At 69.9% G+C, this 20,575-nt stretch carries 16 protein-coding genes and 1 riboswitch; of the genes, 7 read left to right on the top strand and 9 right to left on the bottom strand.

Annotated elements, in window-relative coordinates:
- Positions 1-35: 35 nt before the first annotated feature.
- Entirely contained in the window at positions 36-1,490 is a 1,455-nt protein-coding gene (locus FB562_RS02120) for a DEAD/DEAH box helicase (protein ID WP_141881039.1), read from the bottom strand.
- Positions 1,491-1,756: 266 nt separating this feature from the next.
- On the opposite strand from FB562_RS02120, the gene FB562_RS02125 reads away from it, so the two are divergent.
- A complete protein-coding gene (locus tag FB562_RS02125) occupies positions 1,757-2,479 on the top strand; it encodes a ferritin-like fold-containing protein (RefSeq protein ID WP_141879634.1) in 723 nt (240 codons plus the stop codon).
- Here the strand turns inward: FB562_RS02125 and FB562_RS02130 are convergent.
- On the bottom strand, positions 2,476-3,279 hold the full coding sequence (locus tag FB562_RS02130) for an ABC transporter permease subunit (protein WP_141879635.1): 804 nt from the start codon (positions 3,277-3,279) through the stop codon (positions 2,476-2,478). The two genes, FB562_RS02125 and FB562_RS02130, sit on opposite strands and share 4 nt — an antisense overlap.
- A complete protein-coding gene (locus FB562_RS02135; protein ID WP_141879636.1) occupies positions 3,276-4,226 on the bottom strand; it encodes an ABC transporter ATP-binding protein in 951 nt (316 codons plus the stop codon). Before FB562_RS02135 ends, FB562_RS02130 begins: the two co-directional genes overlap by 4 nt.
- Before the next feature lie 145 nt (positions 4,227-4,371).
- Between FB562_RS02135 and FB562_RS02140 the strand changes: the two genes are divergently transcribed.
- A complete protein-coding gene (locus tag FB562_RS02140) occupies positions 4,372-5,205 on the top strand; it encodes an aldo/keto reductase (RefSeq protein WP_141879637.1) in 834 nt (277 codons plus the stop codon).
- 57 nt (positions 5,206-5,262) lie between these two features.
- On the opposite strand, the gene FB562_RS02145 is transcribed toward FB562_RS02140, so the two are convergent.
- A complete protein-coding gene (locus FB562_RS02145; RefSeq protein WP_141879638.1) occupies positions 5,263-6,153 on the bottom strand; it encodes a hypothetical protein in 891 nt (296 codons plus the stop codon).
- Between the two features lie 129 nt (positions 6,154-6,282).
- Here FB562_RS02145 and FB562_RS02150 point away from each other — a divergent pair, with 129 nt between their 5' ends.
- A complete protein-coding gene (locus tag FB562_RS02150; protein ID WP_141879639.1) occupies positions 6,283-6,723 on the top strand; it encodes a VanZ family protein in 441 nt (146 codons plus the stop codon).
- 121 nt (positions 6,724-6,844) lie between these two features.
- On the opposite strand, the gene FB562_RS02155 is transcribed toward FB562_RS02150, so the two are convergent.
- The 3 genes from FB562_RS02155 to FB562_RS02165 form a co-directional block, all read right to left on the bottom strand.
- Positions 6,845-7,162 (bottom strand): DMT family transporter, encoded by a 318-nt coding sequence (locus tag FB562_RS02155; protein ID WP_141879640.1) that lies wholly within the window; start codon positions 7,160-7,162, stop codon positions 6,845-6,847.
- A gap of 9 nt (positions 7,163-7,171) precedes the next feature.
- Positions 7,172-7,235: riboswitch (guanidine-III (ykkC-III) riboswitch) on the bottom strand.
- A 39-nt stretch (positions 7,236-7,274) separates the two neighbouring features.
- Positions 7,275-7,571, bottom strand: a complete 297-nt coding sequence (locus FB562_RS02160; RefSeq protein ID WP_141879641.1) for a hypothetical protein — start codon at positions 7,569-7,571, stop codon at positions 7,275-7,277.
- Positions 7,572-7,618: 47 nt separating this feature from the next.
- Positions 7,619-7,843 (bottom strand): DUF3107 domain-containing protein, encoded by a 225-nt coding sequence (locus FB562_RS02165; RefSeq protein WP_141879642.1) that lies wholly within the window; start codon positions 7,841-7,843, stop codon positions 7,619-7,621.
- A gap of 121 nt (positions 7,844-7,964) precedes the next feature.
- Between FB562_RS02165 and FB562_RS02170 the strand changes: the two genes are divergently transcribed.
- Both FB562_RS02170 and FB562_RS02175 read left to right on the top strand, forming a co-directional pair.
- Positions 7,965-11,156: an ATP-dependent helicase gene (locus tag FB562_RS02170; RefSeq protein ID WP_141879643.1), complete on the top strand. Its 3,192-nt coding sequence runs from the start codon at positions 7,965-7,967 to the stop codon at positions 11,154-11,156.
- A complete protein-coding gene (locus FB562_RS02175) occupies positions 11,153-14,383 on the top strand; it encodes an ATP-dependent helicase (protein WP_141879644.1) in 3,231 nt (1,076 codons plus the stop codon). Before FB562_RS02170 ends, FB562_RS02175 begins: the two co-directional genes overlap by 4 nt.
- Positions 14,384-14,485: 102 nt before the next feature.
- On the opposite strand, the gene FB562_RS02180 is transcribed toward FB562_RS02175, so the two are convergent.
- Positions 14,486-15,490 (bottom strand): phosphotransferase, encoded by a 1,005-nt coding sequence (locus FB562_RS02180; RefSeq protein WP_141879645.1) that lies wholly within the window; start codon positions 15,488-15,490, stop codon positions 14,486-14,488.
- 110 nt (positions 15,491-15,600) lie between these two features.
- Here FB562_RS02180 and nudC point away from each other — a divergent pair, with 110 nt between their 5' ends.
- Positions 15,601-16,575, top strand: a complete 975-nt coding sequence (nudC, locus tag FB562_RS02185) for an NAD(+) diphosphatase (RefSeq protein WP_141879646.1) — start codon at positions 15,601-15,603, stop codon at positions 16,573-16,575.
- Positions 16,572-18,311: an ATP-dependent helicase gene (locus FB562_RS02190; RefSeq protein ID WP_141879647.1), complete on the top strand. Its 1,740-nt coding sequence runs from the start codon at positions 16,572-16,574 to the stop codon at positions 18,309-18,311. Before nudC ends, FB562_RS02190 begins: the two co-directional genes overlap by 4 nt.
- Positions 18,312-19,143: 832 nt before the next feature.
- On the opposite strand, the gene FB562_RS02195 is transcribed toward FB562_RS02190, so the two are convergent.
- Positions 19,144-20,490 carry a zinc-dependent metalloprotease gene (locus tag FB562_RS02195; protein WP_141879648.1) on the bottom strand — a complete coding sequence of 449 codons (1,347 nt, stop codon included), beginning with the start codon at positions 20,488-20,490 and terminating at the stop codon, positions 19,144-19,146.
- Between the last annotated feature and the right edge of the window lie 85 nt (positions 20,491-20,575).

The raw sequence follows: 20,575 nt of genomic DNA on the forward strand, positions 1-20,575 counted from the left end.
CGTGGACGGCACCACCTCGACCGGCGGGGGTGGGATCAGGCGGCGGGCGGCGGCGTGCTGCCCGTGCTGGGCCGACGGGTGCGGTTGCGGCGGCGACGCGTGGGGCCGGCGCCGTCGTGCGTTCCGGCGCCCTCGGGGCGCTGCTCGCCGCTCTCGGAGCGCGGGGTCTCGCCGCTGCCGGTGCGCGTGCGGCGCCGCGAACGCTGGCGGTCGCCCTCGGACGAACCGCCCTCACTGCGCCCGCCCTCGCTGCGACCTGAGCCGTCGCGGCCGCCGTCGCGCCTGTTGCGTGATGCGCCGGCCGTGGCCGAGCGCGGCTCGCGTTCGCGCGCGGGGCCTGCGGTCTTGAGGCGACCCTTGGTGCCCTCCGGGATGTCCAGGTCGGTGAACAGGTGCGGCGACGACGAGTACGTCTCGACGGGCTCCGGAACGCCCATGTCGAGGGCGCGGTTGATGAGCGCCCACTTGTGGAGGTCGTCCCAGTCGACGAAGGTGACGGCGATGCCCGTCTTGCCCGCGCGACCGGTGCGGCCGGCGCGGTGAAGGTAGGTGTCGTGGTCGTCGGGCACCGTGTGGTTGATGACGTGCGTGACGTCGTTGACGTCGATTCCGCGCGCCGCGACATCCGTTGCGATCAGGATGTCCTTCTTGCCGGCCTTGAAGGCGGCCATGGCGCGCTCGCGCTGATCCTGGTTGAGGTCGCCGTGCACGGCCGCAGCGTTGAAGCCGCGGTCGTTGAGCTCCTCCACGAGCTTCGCGGCGGCGCGCTTCGTGCGGGTGAAGATGACGGTCTTGCCGCGGCCCTCGGCCTGCAGGATGCGGGAGATGACCTCGTCTTTGTCGAGGTTGTGTGCGCGGTAGACGACGTGCTTGATGTTCGCCTGCGTGAGCCCCTCATCCGGGTCGGTGGCGCGGATGTGGATGGGCTTGTTCATGAAGCGACGGGCGAGGGCCACGATCGGGCCGGGCATCGTCGCCGAGAACAGCATGGTGTGGCGGGTGGGTGAGGTCTGCGCGAACAGCTTCTCGATATCGGCGAGGAAGCCGAGGTCGAGCATCTTGTCGGCCTCGTCGAGGACCATGACCTTGACCGCTGCAAGTGACAGCATCCGCTGGTTGGCAAGGTCGAGGAGGCGGCCCGGTGTGCCGACGACGACCTGCGCGCCTGCCTTCAGCTGCTCCACCTGGCCTTCGTAGGCCTTGCCGCCGTAGATGGCGGCGACCTGCGTGCCGCGGTTCGATGCGGCGAGGGTGAGGTCTTCTGCGACCTGGACGCAGAGCTCGCGGGTCGGCACGACGACGAGCGCCTTCACTCCGGGCTCCGGGTTCGGGCCGAGCTCCTGCAGCAGCGGAAGGCCGAAGCCGAGCGTCTTGCCGGTTCCCGTCTTGGCCTGGCCGATGATGTCCTGGCCGCCCAGGCCCATCGGGATCGTCTGCACCTGGATGGGGAAGGGGTGCAGGATGCCCTTCGTCGCGAGAGCATCGCACATGTCCTGCTCGATGCCGAGATCGGCGAATGTCTGCTCTGCGACAGGCTCCACAACGGGTTCTGTCGGCTGGTCTGAATCGGTTGAAACGATGGAAGTCACGTTGTGTGGGCCCTGTCCGAAGCGAGTACGCCCGGTTTGACATGGGGCGTAGGAACCTCCACCAGAAGCGGGAGGCATTGCGACCAGTTTAGGGGATGGCGCCTGTGCGGGCCCCGATTGCGCGTCCTGGCACGGCGAATACGGTGCGCGCCGGTAGTCTTGTCCCCGTGTTCAAGCTCTTCGCCCGCCGCAGCAAGGCCGTCGTCGCGCCCAAGTTGAAGTCGCGTTCCGACGGGTCGGGCCGCACGGTCAACAAGGTGAGCGTTGCCGAGCTCACCCCCGATCTGCCCCGCTACCTCGGGCAGGCCGCCTACCTGCAGTTGTCGAACTTCGAGACGATCACCGGTGCCATCGCATCCGCGCCGAGCACGGCTGCCAAGGTCGCGCTGAGCAGTGTGGCGAAGATCTCGCAGGCGAAGCTCGACGGCCTGCTCGCCGAGATCACGCGCGGCGGCGACACGCCATCGGAGCTGATGGAGTACTTCGCGGCGCCCATCGACCGGTTCCGCGCGGAGACCCGCGGAGCGGACTGGTACGAGACCGTCGTCACCGCCTACATCACCGCGGGCATGCTCACCGACTTCTTCGCCTCGCTCGCCGAGGGCCTGCACGACGGCCCCCGCGAACGCATCACGACCCTGCTCATCCAGAACGATCCCGCCCCGCTGCTCGTGGAACTGCTGCGCTCCGAGATCGACGCGCAGCCACTGATCGCATCGCGTCTCGCCCTGTGGGGTCGTCGCCTTGTGGGTGACACGCTGCTCGTGGCGAGGTCCGCGCTGGCTGCCCCGGGCGGTCGTGCGCCGGATGAGGCCCGGCTGGAGCCCGTCTTCACAGAGCTGATCGCGGCGCACACACGCCGCATGGATGCCCTCGGCCTCACCGCCTAGTTCTTCAGGTCTCGCCGGTTCAACGCGATGACCGCGATGACGAGCAGCACCGCCGAGACGGCGTAGTTCAGCCAGAGGGAGCCGCCCGCTCCGCCGACACCGTTCACGAGCGGGGAGCCGCCGAAGGCCCAGTGGTAGGGCGACCAGCCGTGAAGCCAGCCGAGATCCTGCCCCTGATTGGCGACGGCGTTGAGCGCGTAGGAGACCACCGCGATGCCGGCGCCCGCAACCGTCGCATGGCTGCGCCGACCCGTGAGCGCCCCGACGCAGAGGGCGGCCATGCCGGAGAGGAGCGTGAGCCCCAGCAGGGCGGCGGCCGCGGCCGGAATATGGGCGGGGTGGATGTCCAACCCTGAGGGGCCGTTGAGGGCCAGGATGGCGATGGTGGCGACGACGGCGAGGGCGCCGAGCCGAGTCAGGAGGGCCGCCGCGCGCTCGAGCACCAGCTGCGTGCGGCCGACGCCGTGCGCGAGGGTGAGTTCGAGCGAGCCCGACTCCTCGTCGCCGGCGATGGCGGCCGTGCCCCAGGCAGTAGCGGCGATCGTGAACAGCACGAAGCCCATGAGGCCGAAGAAGGTGGACTGGGTGTAGCCGGTTCCCGTCGCGATCTGCTCGTAGCCGATCGTCTTCACGAGTTCAGGGGGCAGACTGTCGAGCAGTTTCCTCATGTCGGCGTTGCCGCCTATTGCGGGGAACAGCGGCAGATAGAGGAGCAGTGCCGCGAGGATGCCGATGCTCCAGCCGAGGAGCGAACGCCAGGAATCGCTGAGGGCACGCCTGAAGAGGGGGAGCCGCATCATCGTGCCCCTGCCTCGTCGCCGTCCGAAGCATCCGTGTTGTAGAGGCGAAGCACCGACTCCTCGAGATCGGGCTCCTCAGCGACGAGATCGTTCACCGTGAAACGGGCGATGGCCTTCAGAAACGGGTCGATGCCGCCCTCGACCCTGGCGGTCATCCGCGTTCCGTCTCCGTCGGAGCCGCCGAGTTCGGTGAAGGCCAGCTCGGTGACGTTGGGGATCGCGGCCAGCGCCGTCTGCAACTGCTGTGCCGTGGCATCCGCAATCCCCACCCGCACCCGGCGGATGGCCGTCAGCCGCAGCGATTCGACGTCGCTCACGGTGACGACGCGGCCCGCGCGCAGGATGGCGACGGTGTCGGCGGCCTGCTGGATCTCGCTCAGCACGTGTGAGCTGAGGAACACCGTCTGGCCGAGCTCCCTCGCCTCCCGCACCATCGCGAGGAACTCCTGCTGCACGAGCGGATCGAGCCCGCTCGTCGGCTCATCGAGCACGAGCAGACGGGGGCGATGCATGAAGGCCTGTACGAGCCCGAGCTTCTGCTTGTTGCCCTTCGAGAGCGTGCGCACCTGACGGCCCAGATCGAGGCCCAGTCGTTCGGCGAGCACGTCGACGGCCGCCGGCGCGACACGGCCGCTGATGCGGGCGTAGTGGCGCAGCAGCTCGTGCCCGCTGATGCGCCCCTCCAGCCGCAGCTCGCCGGGGAGGAAGCCGATCTCGCGGCGAAGGGCGGGCCCCGCCCCGCGAGGCTCGCGCCCCAGAACTGCGGCCCGGCCGGAGCTGGGGCGGATGAGGTCAAGCAGAACACGCATGAGCGTCGTCTTGCCCGCCCCGTTCGGGCCGATGAGCCCGAAGACAGCGCCCTGCTCCACCGCCAGATCGATGCCGTGCAGCGCGGTGGTCCTGCCGAAGCGCTTGGCGAGTCGTGTGGTCTCGATGGCGAGAGGCATCTGCCGTCACTCCCTCGGGGTCGTTCCTGTGGCCCTGATGCCCATCATGCACCCTGGCCGCGCCGAGATCGAGGAGTGATTTCGGCTCGGTCTCAGCCTCGTAACGCAGGCTGCGGGCTGGGCGAGCACGGGGCAGACTGGGGAGATGACGATTCCCTCCCACACGCTCAACGACGGCACCACGATCCCCGCGATCGGGCTCGGAACCTACAACCTGCTCGGATCGGAGGGCGACGCCTCCATCTCGCGGGCCATCGACTCCGGCTACCGGCTGCTCGACACCGCCCTCAACTACAAGAACGAGGGCGATGTGGGGGAGGGCATCCGGGCGTCGTCCGTGTCGCGTGACGAGCTGTTCGTCACGACCAAGCTGCCCGGTCGCCACCACGGCTACGACAGCGCAATCGCGAGCCTCGAGGAGTCGCTCGGCAACCTCGGCCTCGACCACGTCGAGCTGTACCTCATCCACTGGCCGCTGCCGAAGGTCGACAAGTACGTCGACACGTGGCGTGCCCTCATCGAGCTGCGCGAGCGCGGCCTGACCCGCTCGATCGGCGTCAGCAACTTCACGCCAACGCAGCTGCAGCGTCTCATCGACGAGACGGGTGTGACCCCCGCCGTCAACCAGGTCGAACTGCACCCGAACTTTCCGCAGGGCGAGCTGCGCGAGTTCCATGCCGCGCACGGCATCCGCACCCAGAGCTGGAGCCCGCTCGGGTCACGGCACGCCGACTTCACGACCGTTCCCACGATCGTCGACGTGGCCGCCGCGCACGGGGTGACGCCGTCGCAGGCGGTGCTGCGCTGGCACATCCAGCTCGGCTCGGTGCCGATCCCGCGCTCGGGGGATGCGGGCCGGCAGCGCGAGAACCTCGACGTGTTCGGCTTCGAACTGACGGATGCGGAGATCACCGCGATCAGCGCCCTCGAGTCGGGCCGACTGTGGGACGGCGACCCCGACACGCACGAGGAGTTCTAGGCGCGCCGCTCCGGGAGTGCGCCGCTCCTGAAGCGCTGCTCCTGAAGCGCGCCGCTCCTAAAGCGCGCCGCGGAGCCCCGACAGCACCGTCGTGACGATGATGGTGCCGACGACGCCGATGATCACGACCACGCCGATGATGACGCCGCCGACGACCCACAGCATCCGCTTCGGGTTCTTCTTCGGGTCTGTTCCGAGAAAGCCCTGGGAGAGTCGGCGGCCGTCCTCGCCGACGGCGTTCGGGGCGCCCGTCGCGCTCGCCGTGGCTCCTGCCACGGTCGTTCCTGCCGTGACGCGGTCGTCCGAGTAGCGGCCGGTCTGCCGGAGCGCCTTCGCGCCGACCACCTCGCGGATGCGATCCAGTCGCTGCCACAGCGCGGCATCCGACACATCGAATGGCGTGTTCGAGTAGACGAACAGCATGTCGTCGACGATCTCCACATCGAAGTCGCCGGTCTCGTCGATGAGGAGCGCCATCAGGTCGGGGGCGAAGACGTAGAGTGCGTCGCGCTCGTAGCCGTTCGGGCAGTGCAGGGTGAAATAGGTGTTGAAGTCGCCCTCGAGCGACAGGGTCTGACCGTCGGCGATCGGCATGGGGATGCTCGAGCCGAAGGTGCGATCGTTGCGCGTCGCATCGAGCACCAGGTGGGGCAGCGCACGCTCGAGACGCATCGCCAGGTACCCGTAGCTGCGCCTCGACGTGCTGCTGTACGAGGTCGTGATGGTGAAGCCGCCGGCGTCGCTCCTCTGCGAGCCGCCCACCGTTCCCGAGAGGTTGCCGACCTCGAAGGTGCCGTCGGTGCTCGTGAAGCGGTCGGTGACGGATGCGCTCTGCAGGTACTCGAAGACGGCACCGCCATACGCGGGCTTCGGAGCGCTCGCCTCGTGGCGGAGGCCGTTCGCGGAGGCGAATGCGGCAACGTCGGGCAGTGCGGCGGTGTCGAGCATGGGGCCCCCTCGGGGTTGGGTCGGTACCGGGCGGCGTCGCGGCGCCGAGTCGAGGATATCCGACGACGGATGCTCACCGATCTGTTGCGGGCAGGTCTATTCCCAGCGGAGGTGCGGGACGATTGTCGGATGCTCCGCCGTCACCCCGTCCTGTCACTCGCGACCTTCGGCTACCTCGCCGTGATCGGCTGGGTCACGCTCGGGCCGCAGCCGCTCGACGGCGACGGGCGCCGGTTCCTGTGGACGGCCATCCGCTGGCTGCAGGACCGCGCCGCCACCGAGTGGGTCACCTACGACGGGGTCGAGTTCACGGCGAATGTGCTCATGTTCGTGCCGATCGGGCTCATGCTCGTGCTGCTGCTCGGCCGCGGCCGGTGGTGGCTTGCGGTGCTGCTCGCCGTCGTGCTGACCGTCGGCATCGAGACGACGCAGCTGTTCCTGCGCGACCGGGTGCCGGATGCGCGTGACCTCGTCGCCAACTCGATCGGCGGGTTCGTCGGAGTGCTGGCGGCGCTCGTGCTCACCTGGCCGAAGGCGCGGGCGCTGCGCCGGGCAGAGCTGCGCGCCTGAGGCAACTCGGCCTCCGCGCCGCCGGTTGCGAGCCGTTATCGGCGGATCGAGCCCGCGGCGGCACCCTCACACCGCCGAAAACGGCTCGGTATCGGATGCGGTGCCTGCGATCATCCGGTGATCATCCGTCGACCAGCTTGAGACCGATGATGCAGCCCACGAGGCCCAGGATGAGCAGAACCTTGACGATGGATGCGGGCTCGCCGCCGAACGCCATCGCGTAGATGACGGTGAGGCTTGCGCCGATGCCGACCCAGACGGCGTACGCCGTGCCGGTGGGGATGTCACGCATCGCGATGGCGAGACCACCCATGCTGAGGATCAGTGCCCCCACGAAGGTCACGCTCGGCCAGAGCTTCGTGAAGCCCTCCGACCTGCCGAGTGCGGTCGCCCACACCGCTTCGAGGACTCCCGAGATCACAAGAACAACCCACGCCATGACGGCCTCCATGGCCAGTCTTGTCGCGTTCCGGGTACTGATCCCTCGTCCGGGGGCCGGGTGAAGGCCCTGCCCTCAGGGTAGCAAATGCCCCTGAACGGCGGGGGAGAGGCTAGCCCTTGGCGAGCGTCGCGAAGAGCTCCTCGTCGTGCTGCAGGCGTCGACGCGGAAGCCACAGGCCCACCGCGATGGCGACGAGCGGCCCCGCAGCGATCGCGACCACCCAGATCCAGCCGCCGTCGAACGGCCAGCCGAGCCAGGTGAGCGCCGACCACACGACCGCGGTGACCGCGGCGCCGATGGCCCCGAGGAGCGCAGTACCGCGCGTGTCACGGTGCGGGAGCGCCCAGTGCAGGGCGAGCGAGATGAACAGCCCGCCGAGCACGGCGAACAGCATCTCCATGTTCACGAGAGGAGCCTAGTCATGAGGCGAGCCTAGTCAGAAGCCGGGCTGGGTCACGCGACGAAGCCGACCCGGCGCGGGTTCTCGGCGCCGAGTTCGAGGTAGCCGAAGGTGGCGACTGGCACGATGAACAGGCTGCCCTTCTCGTCGGAGAGGGTGAAGTACTTCGCGTCGCCGTCGAGCGCCTCTGCGACGACCGCGCGGATCTGATCCGCCGTCTGGTTCGACTCGAAGGTGATCTCGCGGGAGCTGTTGGTGATGCCGATTCGAATGTCCACACGCCAAGATTACGACAGAACGGATGCCCCGCCCGGCCCGTTCGTTCACGGCAGAATTCGGCCGGGTGGCGGCCGGGGCGGCGCGGGTGCGATGTCGGTGCCTGCCGCTAGCTTGGTGGGCATGACAGACGAAGGCGGGATCGGGCCGAGCGGCGGGGTGGCGGTGACGCTCGACCCTTCGCAGCGGGCCGTCCTCGAGTTGCCTGCCGGGGCATCCGCTGCTGTTCTGGGCGCCCCCGGCACGGGCAAGACGACGACGCTGGTCGAGCTGCTCGCCGACAGGGTTCTGCGTCAGGGCTGGTCGACCGATGAGGTTCTCGTGCTGACGACGAGCCGGGTGACGGCCACGCGCCTGCGCGATCGTCTCGCCCTGCGGCTGGCCCGCCCGACGACGGGGCCGCTCGCGCGCACGGTCAACTCGCTCGCCTTCGACATCGTGGGGCGCGCAGCCCGGGCTGCGGGCGTTCCGTCTCCGCGCCTCATCACGGGCGGCGAGCAGGATGCCGATCTGGCCGGCCTGCTCGCCGGGCATGAGGAGGATGGCTCCGGGCCGCTCTGGCCTGAGCATCTGGGTCCCGAGGTGCGGCGGCTGCGGGGGTTCCGCACGGAGCTGCGCGAGCTCATGATGCGAGCCACCGAGTACGGGGTCGCACCTGAGCGGCTGCGCGAGCTCGGGGTCGCCCATGATCGGCCGGAGTGGGTCGCTGCGGGCGATTTCATGGCCGAGTACGACGATGTGCTGGGGCTCTCCAGGCCGAGCCAGCTCGATTCGGCCGAGCTGGTGGCGCGGGCGCTCGCGCTGCTCGGGCGTGATGAGGCCGGCGAGCTGGTGTCGCGGCTCCGACTCGTCGTCGTCGATGACTTCCAGGAGGCCACCGAGTCGGTCGTGTCGCTGCTGCGCGCCCTGGCGGCCAGGGGCGTCGCCGTCGTGGCCTTCGGCGATCCCGACATCGCCGCGAACGCGTTCAGGGGAGGGGAGCCGGATGCCCTGGGCACGCTCGCCATCCAGCTGGGCGTCCCCGGCGTGCAGACGGTGACGCTGTCGACCGCGCATCGGCAGGGGCCGGCGCTGCGGCAGTTCACCTCGCGCGTCACCGAGCGCGTCGGAACGGCGGCTGCGGGCTCGCAGCGCAGGGCGGCCGCAGGCGCGGCCGATGCGGAAGAGCCCATCGTTCTGGTCAAGGCGCACAGCCCTGCCCGCGAGTGGGCGTCGCTGGCCCGGATGCTGCGCAAGCACCACCTCTCGGGTGGCGTTCCGTTCGGCGATATGGCCGTGGTGGTGCGCAGCGGTGCACAGGTTCCCGGCCTTGCGCGGGCGCTCGCCCTCGCGGAGGTGCCGACCCGAACATCCGCCGGCCGTCGTGCGCTTAGAGAGGACCATGCCGCCCGCGCCCTGCTCACGGTCGTCGACGTCGGTATGGGGCGCACCGACCTCAGCGCGGAGCTCGCCACGCAGTTGCTGCTCGGCCCCTTCGGCGGGCTCGACAGGCTCACCCTGCGCCGGCTGCGGCTCGCGCTCCGGGCCGAGGAGTTCGCGGGCGACGGCAACCGCTCGGCCGACGAGCTTGTGGTCGAGGCGCTCGCCGCCCCCGGTCGATTCGCAACCATCGATCACCGTGTGGCGCGCAGGGCCGAGCGGCTGGCGACGACGCTCGCTGCCGTACGGCGGCTGGCCGACGAGGGCGGCACGATCGAGGAGCTGCTGTGGCTCGCCTGGGACAGCAGCGGCCTTGCCAAGGAGTGGTCGGAGCAGTCGCTGAGTGCCGGCATCGCCGCGGCCGAGGCGAACCGCAACCTCGATGGCATCGTCGCGCTCTTCTCCTCCGCCAAGCGCTTCGTCGAGCGGCTGCCCGGCTCGGCTGCCCGCGTCTTCCTCGAGGAGGTGCTCGAGGCCGACGTGCCAGAAGACAGCCTGTCGCCGCAGTCACACGGCGACGCGGTGCTCGTCACCACCCCGTCGGGCGTCGTCGGGCTCGAGTTCGCCGTTGTCGCCGTTGCAGCGCTGCAGGAGGGCGCCTGGCCGAACATGCGCATCCGGGGCAGCCTGCTCGGCCCGCAGCAGCTCGTGCGCGCCGTCACCGGCATCGACACAGAGACCCTCGACGAGCGGCGGCTCGTGCGCGACGACGAGCTGCGGATGTTCGCGCTCGCCGTGTCGAGGGCCCGCACGCAGGTCATCCTCACAGCCGCAGACAACGACGACGAGGCGGCGAGCGTGCTCTTCGAACTTGTGCCGGGCGACGTGGCACCCACCGACACCTCCACGCTCGCACCCCTCTCCCTGCGGGGACTCACCGGGAGGCTGCGACGTGAGCTCGCTCGGGCGGCCGGCAGCCATGAGGGCTGGGCCCGCGAGGAGGAGGTGGCCGCGGCATCCGGTCTCGCCCACCTCGCCGCGGAGCGCGTGCCCGGCGCCGACCCCGACGACTGGCACGGCCTGCTCGAACCCTCGAGCACAGGGCCGCTGTTCGGCGACGACGAGCAGGTTCCCGTCTCGCCGTCGAAGCTGGAGGCCTTCGAGGATTCGCCCGTCGACTGGTTCATCGAATCGATCGCGGGCACCGAGCCGAGCACCGCCATGGGGCTGGGCACCATCATCCACTGGGCCATGGAGACGGCCACGGACCCCAGCGTCGACACCGTCTGGCGGGCCATCGAGAGCCGCTGGCAGGAGCTGCTGTTCGAGGCGCCCTGGGTGGCGGAGCATCAGAAGGTGATCGCGCGACGGCTCGCGGCCGCGGTCGCCGAATATCTGGGCGACTTCGAACGCGACGGCAAGACGCTCGTCGGGGCGGAGAGCCGCTTCAGCCTCGACATCGAGCGGGCCCGCGTGAACGGCTCCATCGACCGTGTCGAGCGCGCGCCCGACGGCAGCATCGTCATCGTCGACCTCAAGACGGGCAGGCCGATCACGGCGGCGAAGGAGATCGACGCGCATCCGCAGCTCGGCGTCTACCAGCTCGCCTACGCACAGGGCATCCTCGACGAGGTGCTCGCGGAGCTCGGCGAGCACCGCCCGGGCGGCGCCAAGCTCGTGTTCGTGAAGGAGGGCATCCGGGGCAAGTCCTACCGGGAGGGCGTGCAGGCGCCGCTCACTCCGGAACAGCTCGACGGCTTCCGCGACCGCATCCGGGCCGCGGCGACCGGCATGGCCGCCGCCGCCTACGAGGGGCGCATCGACATCGACCAGTGGGGCGGGTTCGGCACCGCCACCCGCAAGCTGCACAGGGTCAGCCCCGTCAGCGCCGTCGACGGCGCGCACCGCACCGCAGGGCAGGCAGAAGAACAGCACGAAGAAGGGGCAGGCGCATGATCGGCGCAGACGACATCGCCGACGCGCTCGGGATGTTCCGGCCCACACCGCAGCAGAAGGCCGTCATCGAGTCCCCGCTCGAACCGGCACTCGTCGTCGCGGGCGCTGGCAGCGGCAAGACCGAGACGATGGCCAACAGGGTGCTGTGGCTGCTCGCCAACGGCCACGCGAAACCGGGCGAGATCCTCGGCCTCACCTTCACGCGCAAGGCTGCGGGCGAACTGGCCGAACGCATCCGGCACCGCATCCGGCAGCTCGCCGCGGCAGGGCTCATGCCGGCCGCTGCCGACGGCACGGCCGCCTACGACGAGTTCGACCCGCCGGCCGTCTCCACCTACAACTCCTTCGCGAACGCCATCTTCCGTGACAACGCCATGCTGCTCGGGCGGGAGGGTGACGGGGCGGTGCTGGGCGAGGCATCCGCCTGGCAGCTCGCCCGCTCTGTTGTTCTGTCGAGCGGAGACGAACGCCTGCCGCAGCTCGACAAGAGCGTCGACAGCGTCACCAAGGCGGTGCTCTCGCTCAGCCACGCGCTCAGCGAGAACGTCGTAGATACGGGCGCGCTCGACGCCATGGTCGAGGAGTTCGCGGCCATTGCGGAGCTGCCGCCGGGAGGCCGTGGTGCCTATGCGGAGGTCGACGGGCTTGCCGGCGCGGTCGGCGCGCTGCCCGTGCTGCTCGGGCTCGCCGAACGGTACGCGCAGGCCAAGCTCGCGCGCGGCTTCGTCGAATACTCTGACCAGGTCACGCTCGCCCTCGAGATCATCCGCAGGGTTCCGAAGGTCGCCGCCGAGTACCGCGAGCGGTACCGCGTCGTGCTGCTCGACGAATACCAGGACACGAGCGTCGTGCAGACCTGGCTGCTCTCCGAGATGTTCGCCGGCCACCCCGTCATGGCCGTCGGCGATCCCAATCAGTCCATCTACGGATGGCGCGGTGCCAGCGCGGCCAACCTCGAGGAGTACGCGGCCCAGTTCGGTGGTGGGAGGGTGCTCGACTTCGCGCTCTCCACCTCCTGGCGCAACGGGCACGACATCCTCAGCGTCGCCAACACGCTCGTCGAGCCGCTGCTGCCCGAGACGCGCGTTCACGTCGAGAAGCTGCGGGCCGGCCCCGCGGCATCCGCTGTGCCTGTCACCGTCACGGTGCACGAGACCCTCGCGGAGGAGGCGGATGCGGCGGCGCTGTGGCTGAAGGCACGCCTCGCCGATGTGACGGTCGATGACGACGGCGTCGCGCATCCGCCCACCGCTGCCATGTTGTTCCGGGCGCGCCGCACGCAGGCGGCCTTCATCGAGGCCCTGCGCCGCCACGAGGTGCCGTTCCATGTTCTCGGCATCAGCGGGCTCATGGCCGAGCCCGAGATCGCCGACCTTGTGAGTGCGCTCTCCGTCATCGGCGACCCGTCTGCCGGGTCCGAGCTCGTGAGGCTGCTCGCAGGCTCCCGCTGGAGCATCGGCGTGCGCGACCTGAAGGCGCTCGAACGGCTCGCCGCGAGGCTGCGCGACCGCGACCTCGCACAGCAGCCGCTCAGCGATGAGGTCAGGCAGAAGTTGCGCGACTCTGTCGCCGACGGCGAGGGCGGCTCCATCGTCGACGCCCTCGACTTCCTTGCGACGGTGAAGGGCGAGCACGGGCTGTTCGGCACTCGCGAGCTGTTCACCGAGACGGGGCTCGAACGGCTTGCGGATGCCGGTGCGCTGTTCGCGAGGCTGCGCTCGCGGGCGGGCCTCGACCTGCTCGACTTCGTCACCCTCGTCGAGCAGGAGCTGATGCTCGACATCGAGACCGCTGCCAACGACAGCCGCCCGCCCGGAAGGGCCGGCATGGAGGCGTTCCTCGACGCGCTCAGCGGCTATCTCGCCATCGACGACACCGCCAGCCTCGGCGGCTTCCTCTCCTGGCTGCGCGAGGCAGATTGGCGCGACGGGCTGGGCCCGCGGCCCGAGGATGCCGAAGAGGGCACGGTGCAGATCCTCACCATCCACGGCTCCAAGGGCCTCGAATGGGATGTCGTCGTTGTGCCACGGATGGTCGAAGACGAACTGCCGGGCAAGACACGCGATGCGAAGGCCTGGCTGGGCTTCGGGCAGCTGCCGTACCAGTTCCGGGGTGACGCCGCCGAACTGCCCGACTTCGAATGGCGGGCCGCCGAGACCCGAAAAGACGTGATCGACAGGCTTGCCCAGTTCAAGGCGGATGTCACCGCGCACCACGAGAAGGAGGAGCGCCGCCTCGCCTACGTCGCGGTCACGCGCGCCAGACACGAGCTGCTGCTCACCGCATCCTTCTGGGCCGGTCAGAACAAGGCGCGGCGACCCAGCCCGTACCTGCGCGCACTCGTCGACGCCGGCGTCATCACGCCGCTGCCGGAGGAGAGCGAGCACGAGGAGGCGCCCGACGGCGGAGCAGAAGACGTGTTCCTGTGGCCGCTCGACCCGCTCGGAGGCCGGCGCGCCCGCGTCGAGCGCGCCGCATCACTCGTGCGTGCAGCGAGCGTTGAGGCCGACCCGGAGTCAGCAGGCCGCTGGCAGACCGACATCGAGCTGCTGCTGGAGGAGCGCCGGCGCCGGCTCGCCCGCGTCGACGACACCATCGTTCCCAGCCGTGTGCCCGCATCCCGATTCAAGGACTACGTCACCGACCCGCAGGCGGTGCTCGCCGCGCTGCGGCGGCCCATGCCCGAGAAGCCGTACAGGGCGACCCGGCTCGGCACGCTCTTCCACGAATGGGTGGAGGACCGCTACGGCATGCACGGCGCAACCGAGATGCTCGACGCCTTCGACGGTGAGCTCGACACCGACACTGTTCCTCTCGAGCAGGACCGCCTGCTCGAACTGCAGGCCACCTTCGAACGATCGCCCTGGGCGACGCTCAGCCCCATCGACGTCGAACGTGAGATCCACCTGCCGCTCGCCGACCGCGTCATCATCTGCAAGCTCGACGCCGTGTACCAGCTAGACGATGCCGCCGACGGCACGCCCCGGTACCAGGTGGTCGACTGGAAGACCGGAAAAGCGCCGAGGGATGCGCAGGACCTCGAAGACAAACAACTCCAGTTGGCGCTGTACCGGCAGGCGTACGCCGAATGGAAGGGCGTCGACCCGCAGCAGATCGACGCCGTCTTCTACTTCGTCGCCGACGACGCCATCATCCGCCCGGAACGGCTCTTCGACCGCAAAGAACTCGAGCGGCTCTGGAGCGACAGCCGAGTCGTTCGCGGGTGAGGTTTCGAGACGGCCGCGGGCGGCCTCCTCAACCAGCTGAGGTAGCGGTCAGCGCTGCTGGTTGAGTAGCGAGCGTATCGAAACCCCGCAGGCCAGCAGCGGTCAGGCGTCGTCGCGGCGATCGCGCTCGTCGAGCATCGCCTCGACCTCGTCGACGGCCATGACGGGCATGGTGTTGTGGCTGAGGTTCTGGTTCATGTCGTTCTCGACCTTGTCGACGAGCCCGTGCAGCAGGGCGACGGCGTCGTCGACGATCTCGGTGTTGCGCTCCTGCGCACCGTGCAGCAGCCATTTCGCGAGTTCGAGTTCGGAGTAGAGGCGGGCGCGCTGCGCGATCTGCCGGTCGACGGACCCGCGGGCCAGCTGGTAGGCATCCAGTGCACTCTCGGCGACGGCGTCGCTGGGGGCGCCGAGCAGCCAGAACAGGTCGCGCGCGGGGTCGTCGACGCTGAGTCCCTGCCAGCCGACGACGGCGGAGACGCTGCCGCCGGACTGCAGGAACGATTCGGCGGTGAGCCCGCCGTTGACGACGGTGGGCACGAACTGCCAGAGCGCGCTGTCCTCCGATGCCCTCTCCCAGCGGCCGAGCAGCGCTGCCGGTACGAGGTTGGTGGCGGATGCGCGATCCATGATGGTCACGGAGGCGCGCAGCGTGTCGTGCGGTGAGTGCTGGGGGAGCCCGGCGTCGACGATGAAGCTGGTCGGCAGGGTGTGGATGGCGGCGATGGCGCGCCCGATGGAGGTGGCGAGGCCTTCCCCCGCGGGGATGGCGCCCAGCTGCACGGGGTCGCCGTACACGAACTCGTAGACGACGGCGCGGGTTCCGTCGACGGGGGTCTGGCCGGCGAAGCGCGAAACCTCGAACGGCAGGCGGCCCCGGATGCCCACACTGAGTGCCCGCAGCGACACCAGGTCGGATGACTGTTCGGCTTCGGCGCGCTCCGAGGTGGGAACGCGCACGATGAAGTGTCGCCCGTCGGTGCTGGTGATGACGGCGGAGTCGTAGTCGCCGTGCGTGCCGGAGCCGAAGGGGGCGGCCTGGCGGACCTCGAGGCCGTCGACGGCTGAGGTCGCCAACGCGGCTAAGGTGAGATGAGATCTGGCCATGCACAACAGGCTAGGTCGACAATTGCCGCCCGGGGCCGAACGCCACGCCTGCCGGTGGGGAAGCCCCCAGGTTTTGTGCCGGCCGCTGCACCGTTCAGAATGGCTGTGAGATGTCTATTGCCCCCGGGATGCGCCTGCCGCCGCGTCGAAGCGTGCTCGATCGTGATGCGCCGACGCGCATCCGGCCGGGTGCCATCGCCGAGCTTGCCGCGGATGGGGCGAGCAGGGTTCTGGTGCTGAATGGTCGCTCCGCGCTCGCCGGGGGTGGTGTGCTGCGCCTGCTTCCGGCGCACGAGCTGCCGCCGGGGGCGTTCGATTCGGCGGATGCTGTGGTCTACCTGGGCAGGAGTCTCGCCGAGAGCGCGGCCGAGCCGGTCGGCACCCCTGTGCTCGCGCTCGCGGTGACGGATGAGATGGCGGCCGCGATCGCCGGGGCCGAGTGGGTGAGCCTGCGCAGCCTTGCGCTGGGCGCTGACGCGCGGCCGAGCATCCGCGATTTCGAGCTTCTTGCGACGGCCCTTGCGCTCGTCAACTGGCATGCCTCGCATGGTTTCTCGCCGCTCACGGGGGAGCCGTCGACGAGTGAGGACGCCGGCTGGGTGCGCCGCGGCACGAACCCTGCGCATGATCTCTACCCCCGCACGGACCCGTCGGTGATCGTCGCGGTACTCGATGAGCACGACCGCATCCTGCTCGGCTCGAATGCCCTGTGGGAGAAGAACCGGTTCTCGCTGCTGGCCGGTTTCGTCGAGCCGGGCGAGTCGCTGGAGGGCGCTGTCGAGCGGGAGGTGTTCGAGGAGTCGGGCATCCATGTGACGGATGCGCAGTATCTGGGCTCGCAGCCGTGGCCGTTCCCGCTGTCGTTGATGCTGGGATTCAGCGCCAGGGTCGACCCGGAGCGGCTGTCGACGCTGACGCCCGACGGCGAGGAGATCCTGGAGTTGCGCTGGTTCTCGCGTGACGAGCTTCGGGACGCGCTCGACGACATCATCCTGCCGGGCCACTCCTCCATCGCGCGCGCCATCATCGAGCTCTGGTACGGCGGCGAGATCGTCGACGGTTCGGCCACGGGCCGCAGCCGATGAGTTCCGCCGTGGGGGCGGATGAGCTGCTGGCGGGCCTCGACGACGACCAGCGTGTGGCGGCGCGGGCCACCCACGGGCCGGTCTGCCTGCTTGCCGGCGCCGGTACCGGCAAGACGACGGCCATCACGCATCGCATCGCCTACGGGGTTGCGACGGGTGTTTACGCGCCGAACCGGGTCATGGCCCTCACCTTCACGGCGCGCGCGGCCGCCGAGCTGCGCGCCCGGCTCAAGCGGCTGGGCACGACGGGCGTCTCCGCCCGCACCTTCCACGCCTCGGCGCTGTCGCAGCTGGGTTTCTTCTGGCCGCAGGTGATCGGCGGGGTCATGCCCCGCATCGTCGACAGCAAGGGCCGACTGATCGCGCATGCGGCCGAGACGCTGCGCCTCAAACTCGACACGGCCACGCTGCGTGACCTGGCCGCCGAGATCGAGTGGCGCAAGGTCTCCCGGCTCAGCTACGAGCAGTATGCGGCGGCGGGGCGACCGCTGCCGACCCGGCTGGACATCGACATCATGGTGGCGCTGCACCGCGCCTACGAGGATGTCAAAGACGAGCGCCGCCAGCTGGACTTCGAGGATGTGCTGCTGGCGACGGCGGGCATGATCGAGATGGAGCCGCGCGTCGCCCAACAGGTGCGCGAGCAGTACCGCTTCTTCGTTGTCGACGAATATCAGGATGTCTCCCCGCTGCAGCAGCACCTGCTCGAGCTGTGGCTCGGCGAGCGGCAAGATCTCTGCGTCGTCGGCGACGCCAGCCAGACCATCTACTCCTTCGCGGGGGCCTCCTCGAAGTATCTGCTCGGCTTCTCCTCCCACTATCCGGATGCGACGGTGGTGCGTCTCGAACGCAACTACCGTTCGTCCCCGCCCATCGTGGAGACCGCCAACCGGCTCATGAAGGGCAGGCCCGGCGCGCTCACGCTGCACGCAGAGCCGGAGCCCGTCTCGCGGGAGGAGCCGACGGTGACGGCGTACCGCAGCGACATGGCGGAGGCGCGTGCCGTCGCCGATGCGATCGCCGGACGCATCGCATCCGGAACCCGAGCGCAGGACATCGCCGTGCTGTACCGGGTGAACGTGCAGGCGGCGGCCCTCGAGGCGGCGCTCGGCGATGCGGGTGTGAGCGTGCAGCTGCGCGGTGGCACGAGGTTCTTCGAGCTGCCGGAGGTGAAGCAGGCGCTCATGATGCTCAAGGGTGCCGCTGTCGGCGCATCCGAGGGTGTCGCGGAGCCTCTCTTCAAGACGGTGAGTGATGTGCTGCGCTCGCTGGGCTGGACCCAGCATGCGCCCGAGATGCGGGGCGCCGTGCGTGACCGCTGGGAGTCGCTGAACACGCTCATGGGTCTGGCCGAGGATGCGCCGCGCGGCACGACACTGCGCCAGTTCAGTGACGAATTGGCCGAGCGAGTGGCGGGCCAGCACGACCCGACGATGAACGCCGTGACCCTGTCGACGCTGCACGCCGCGAAGGGGCTCGAGTGGCCTGTCGTCTACGTGGTGGGGCTCAGCGAGGGGCTTGTGCCGATCAGCTACGCGACGACGGAGGCCGGCGTGGATGAGGAGCGTCGCCTTCTGTATGTGGGCGTCACGCGGGCGCGGCGATCGCTGCACCTGTCGTGGGCGCAGTCATCGCAGCAGCGCTCCGGATCGGGCGGGCCCGGCTCGCGGGAGCCGAGCCGATTTCTGGCAGAGATGCGCAGCCGCATTCCGGGTGCTGCTCCCAGCGACGGCTGACCCGTTCGCCGCTGTCGGCGTCGATCGTCACTGACGCCGCCGCCTCCGAGGCGCCGTCCTGCAGGCGGCGCAGCACCGCCCGGGCGGTGATCGCGGCGAGCTCTGCGGCGAAGCCGGGCGTCTCTGTGGGGCTCCGTCGGCCCCACAGCTGTGCGGCGATGGTCGCCCAGAGCGGATCGACGTCGGCCCTGTGGCGTTGCACGCAGTGCAGGCAGGGGCCGCGCCCGGGTTCGACGAGCGGACCGACGGTGGCGCCGAGGTCGCCGAGCACGACGGGCAGGTGCGGCACGTCTCGCCGCAGCCAGCGGGCGTGCTCGTCGGGGTCGGGCACGAAGTGGTCCACCAGTACGACGAGATCCGGATGCTCGGATGCTGTCGCGCCGTGCGCGAGGGCCGGCCTCGCCTCGATTCCTGCGGTGCCCAGTTCGTGGCGGATGCGCCTCGCGGTGAGGCTTTCGCCGATGACGGCGACGTTCGCCCCGCTGACGGTTCGTGCCGTCTGCGTTCGCAGGGCGGGCCGGATGCGTTCCACCAGTGACCAGGCGGTGTGCTCTTCGCCGCCGGCCTCCACGGCGAGCATCGCCAGCCCGGGCCCGGTGACGCCGATGAGGAGTGCGGAGACGAGCCGCTCCTCGAGGGCGCTCAGCCCGTACAGCACGGCGGCCGGCTGGTCGACGCCGATCTGCATGCAGTCGGGGCTGCGCCAGACGACAGACAGTCGGGGGTCGATCTGCAGGGTCCGTGTCGGGGGCATGCGGTAATGATCGCCCACATGGCCATGGGCCCGCGCAAGTTATCCACAGCCCTGCATCAGGGGTGGATGCGCCGCCCGCTATTCCTCGTGTGGCCGGTCTCCGCTGTCGTCGCCGAGCAGATCCTCGAGCGCGCGGTCGACGTCGTCGAGCTCCGGCTCCGGGTTACTGAGCCGGGCGATGAGGGCAGCGGGGTCGTCGATGTCGGAGGCCTCCGGCACCAGATCGGGGTGCGACCAGAGCGAGTCGCGCTTCTCGGCGCCCACAGCATCCGTCACCGCCTGCCACATGGCTGCGGCTTCGCGCAGGCGGCGCGGCCTCAGGTCGAGCCCGACGAGCGTCGCGAATGCCGACTCTGCAGGCCCACCGGATGCCCGGCGGCGGCGCACCATCTCGGCGATCGCATCCGCCTTGGGCAGCCTGACCGTGGCGCGGGCCGTGACGACGTCGACCCAGCCGTCGATGAGGGCGAGCGTGGTCTCGAGCCGGGCGAGCGCGGCCAGCTGGGCTTCACTCTTCGGCGGGATGAGGGCGCCGCTGGCGAGGGCGTCGCGCAGGGCTTCGGGGTCGCTCGGGTCGAACTCGGCAGCGAGCTGTTCGAGCGGTTCCGTGTCGATGCGGATGCCGCGCGCGAACTCGGTGATCGAGGTGAGCAGCTGCAGCCGCAACCACTTGGCGTGGCGGAACAGCCGGGCGTGAGCGAGCTCGCGCACGGCCAGATAGAGCTGAACCTGGTCGACGGGCACGTCGAGCCCCTCGCCGAACGCGGCCACGTTCTGCGGCAGAAGGGCCGCCTGGTGATCGCCGTTGTCGCTGCCCAGCAGCGGGATGCCGATGTCACCGCCCGAGACGACCTCCGCCGAGAGCTGGCCCACCACCTGGCCGAGCTGCATCGCGAAGAGGGTGCCGCCGACATTGCGCATGAGCTTGCCCGCATTGGCCAGCATGCCGGCCATCTCCTCAGGCGCCTGCTCCTGCAGGACGTTCGTGAGGGCATCCGCGATGCTGTCGGCGACGGGCTCGGCCAGCTGGGTCCACACGGGCATGGTCTGCGTGACCCATTCGCTGCGGCTGAGCAGCTGCGGCGTCGCGGTGAGCTCCGAGACCGAGGTGACCTCGTCGAGCCAGAGCGCGGCCACGCCGAGCGCCTGCTGCTGCACCTCACGCTGCGCTGCGTCGACATCGTGGCTGGCCTGGCCGGCTATCGCGCGGGCCTGGTCGCGGGCGAGATCCCAGTTGATGCCGTCCCCGCTGTTCTGGAGGGCATTCTGCAGCTGGCTGATCATCTGCGAGATGAGGGCGGGGTCGTCGGGCAGGCCTGCGGCGCCCGCGAGACGGCGCGGGTCGATCTCTGAGTTGCCCGAGAGCAGCTCGCGCAGCATGTCCCTGAAGTCGTCGTCCGGGTCCCGCTGGGAATCGTCAGCCATAGCAACTACGCTAGCCGCTGCACGGTTGTGAAGGCTGTGTTTTGACCCGGGGCGAAGGCCTCGACTGTGCGCCCGTGGCGAACAC

The sequence above is a fragment of the Homoserinimonas aerilata genome (assembly GCF_006716125.1).
GTDB classification, from domain to species: domain Bacteria; phylum Actinomycetota; class Actinomycetes; order Actinomycetales; family Microbacteriaceae; genus Homoserinimonas; species Homoserinimonas aerilata.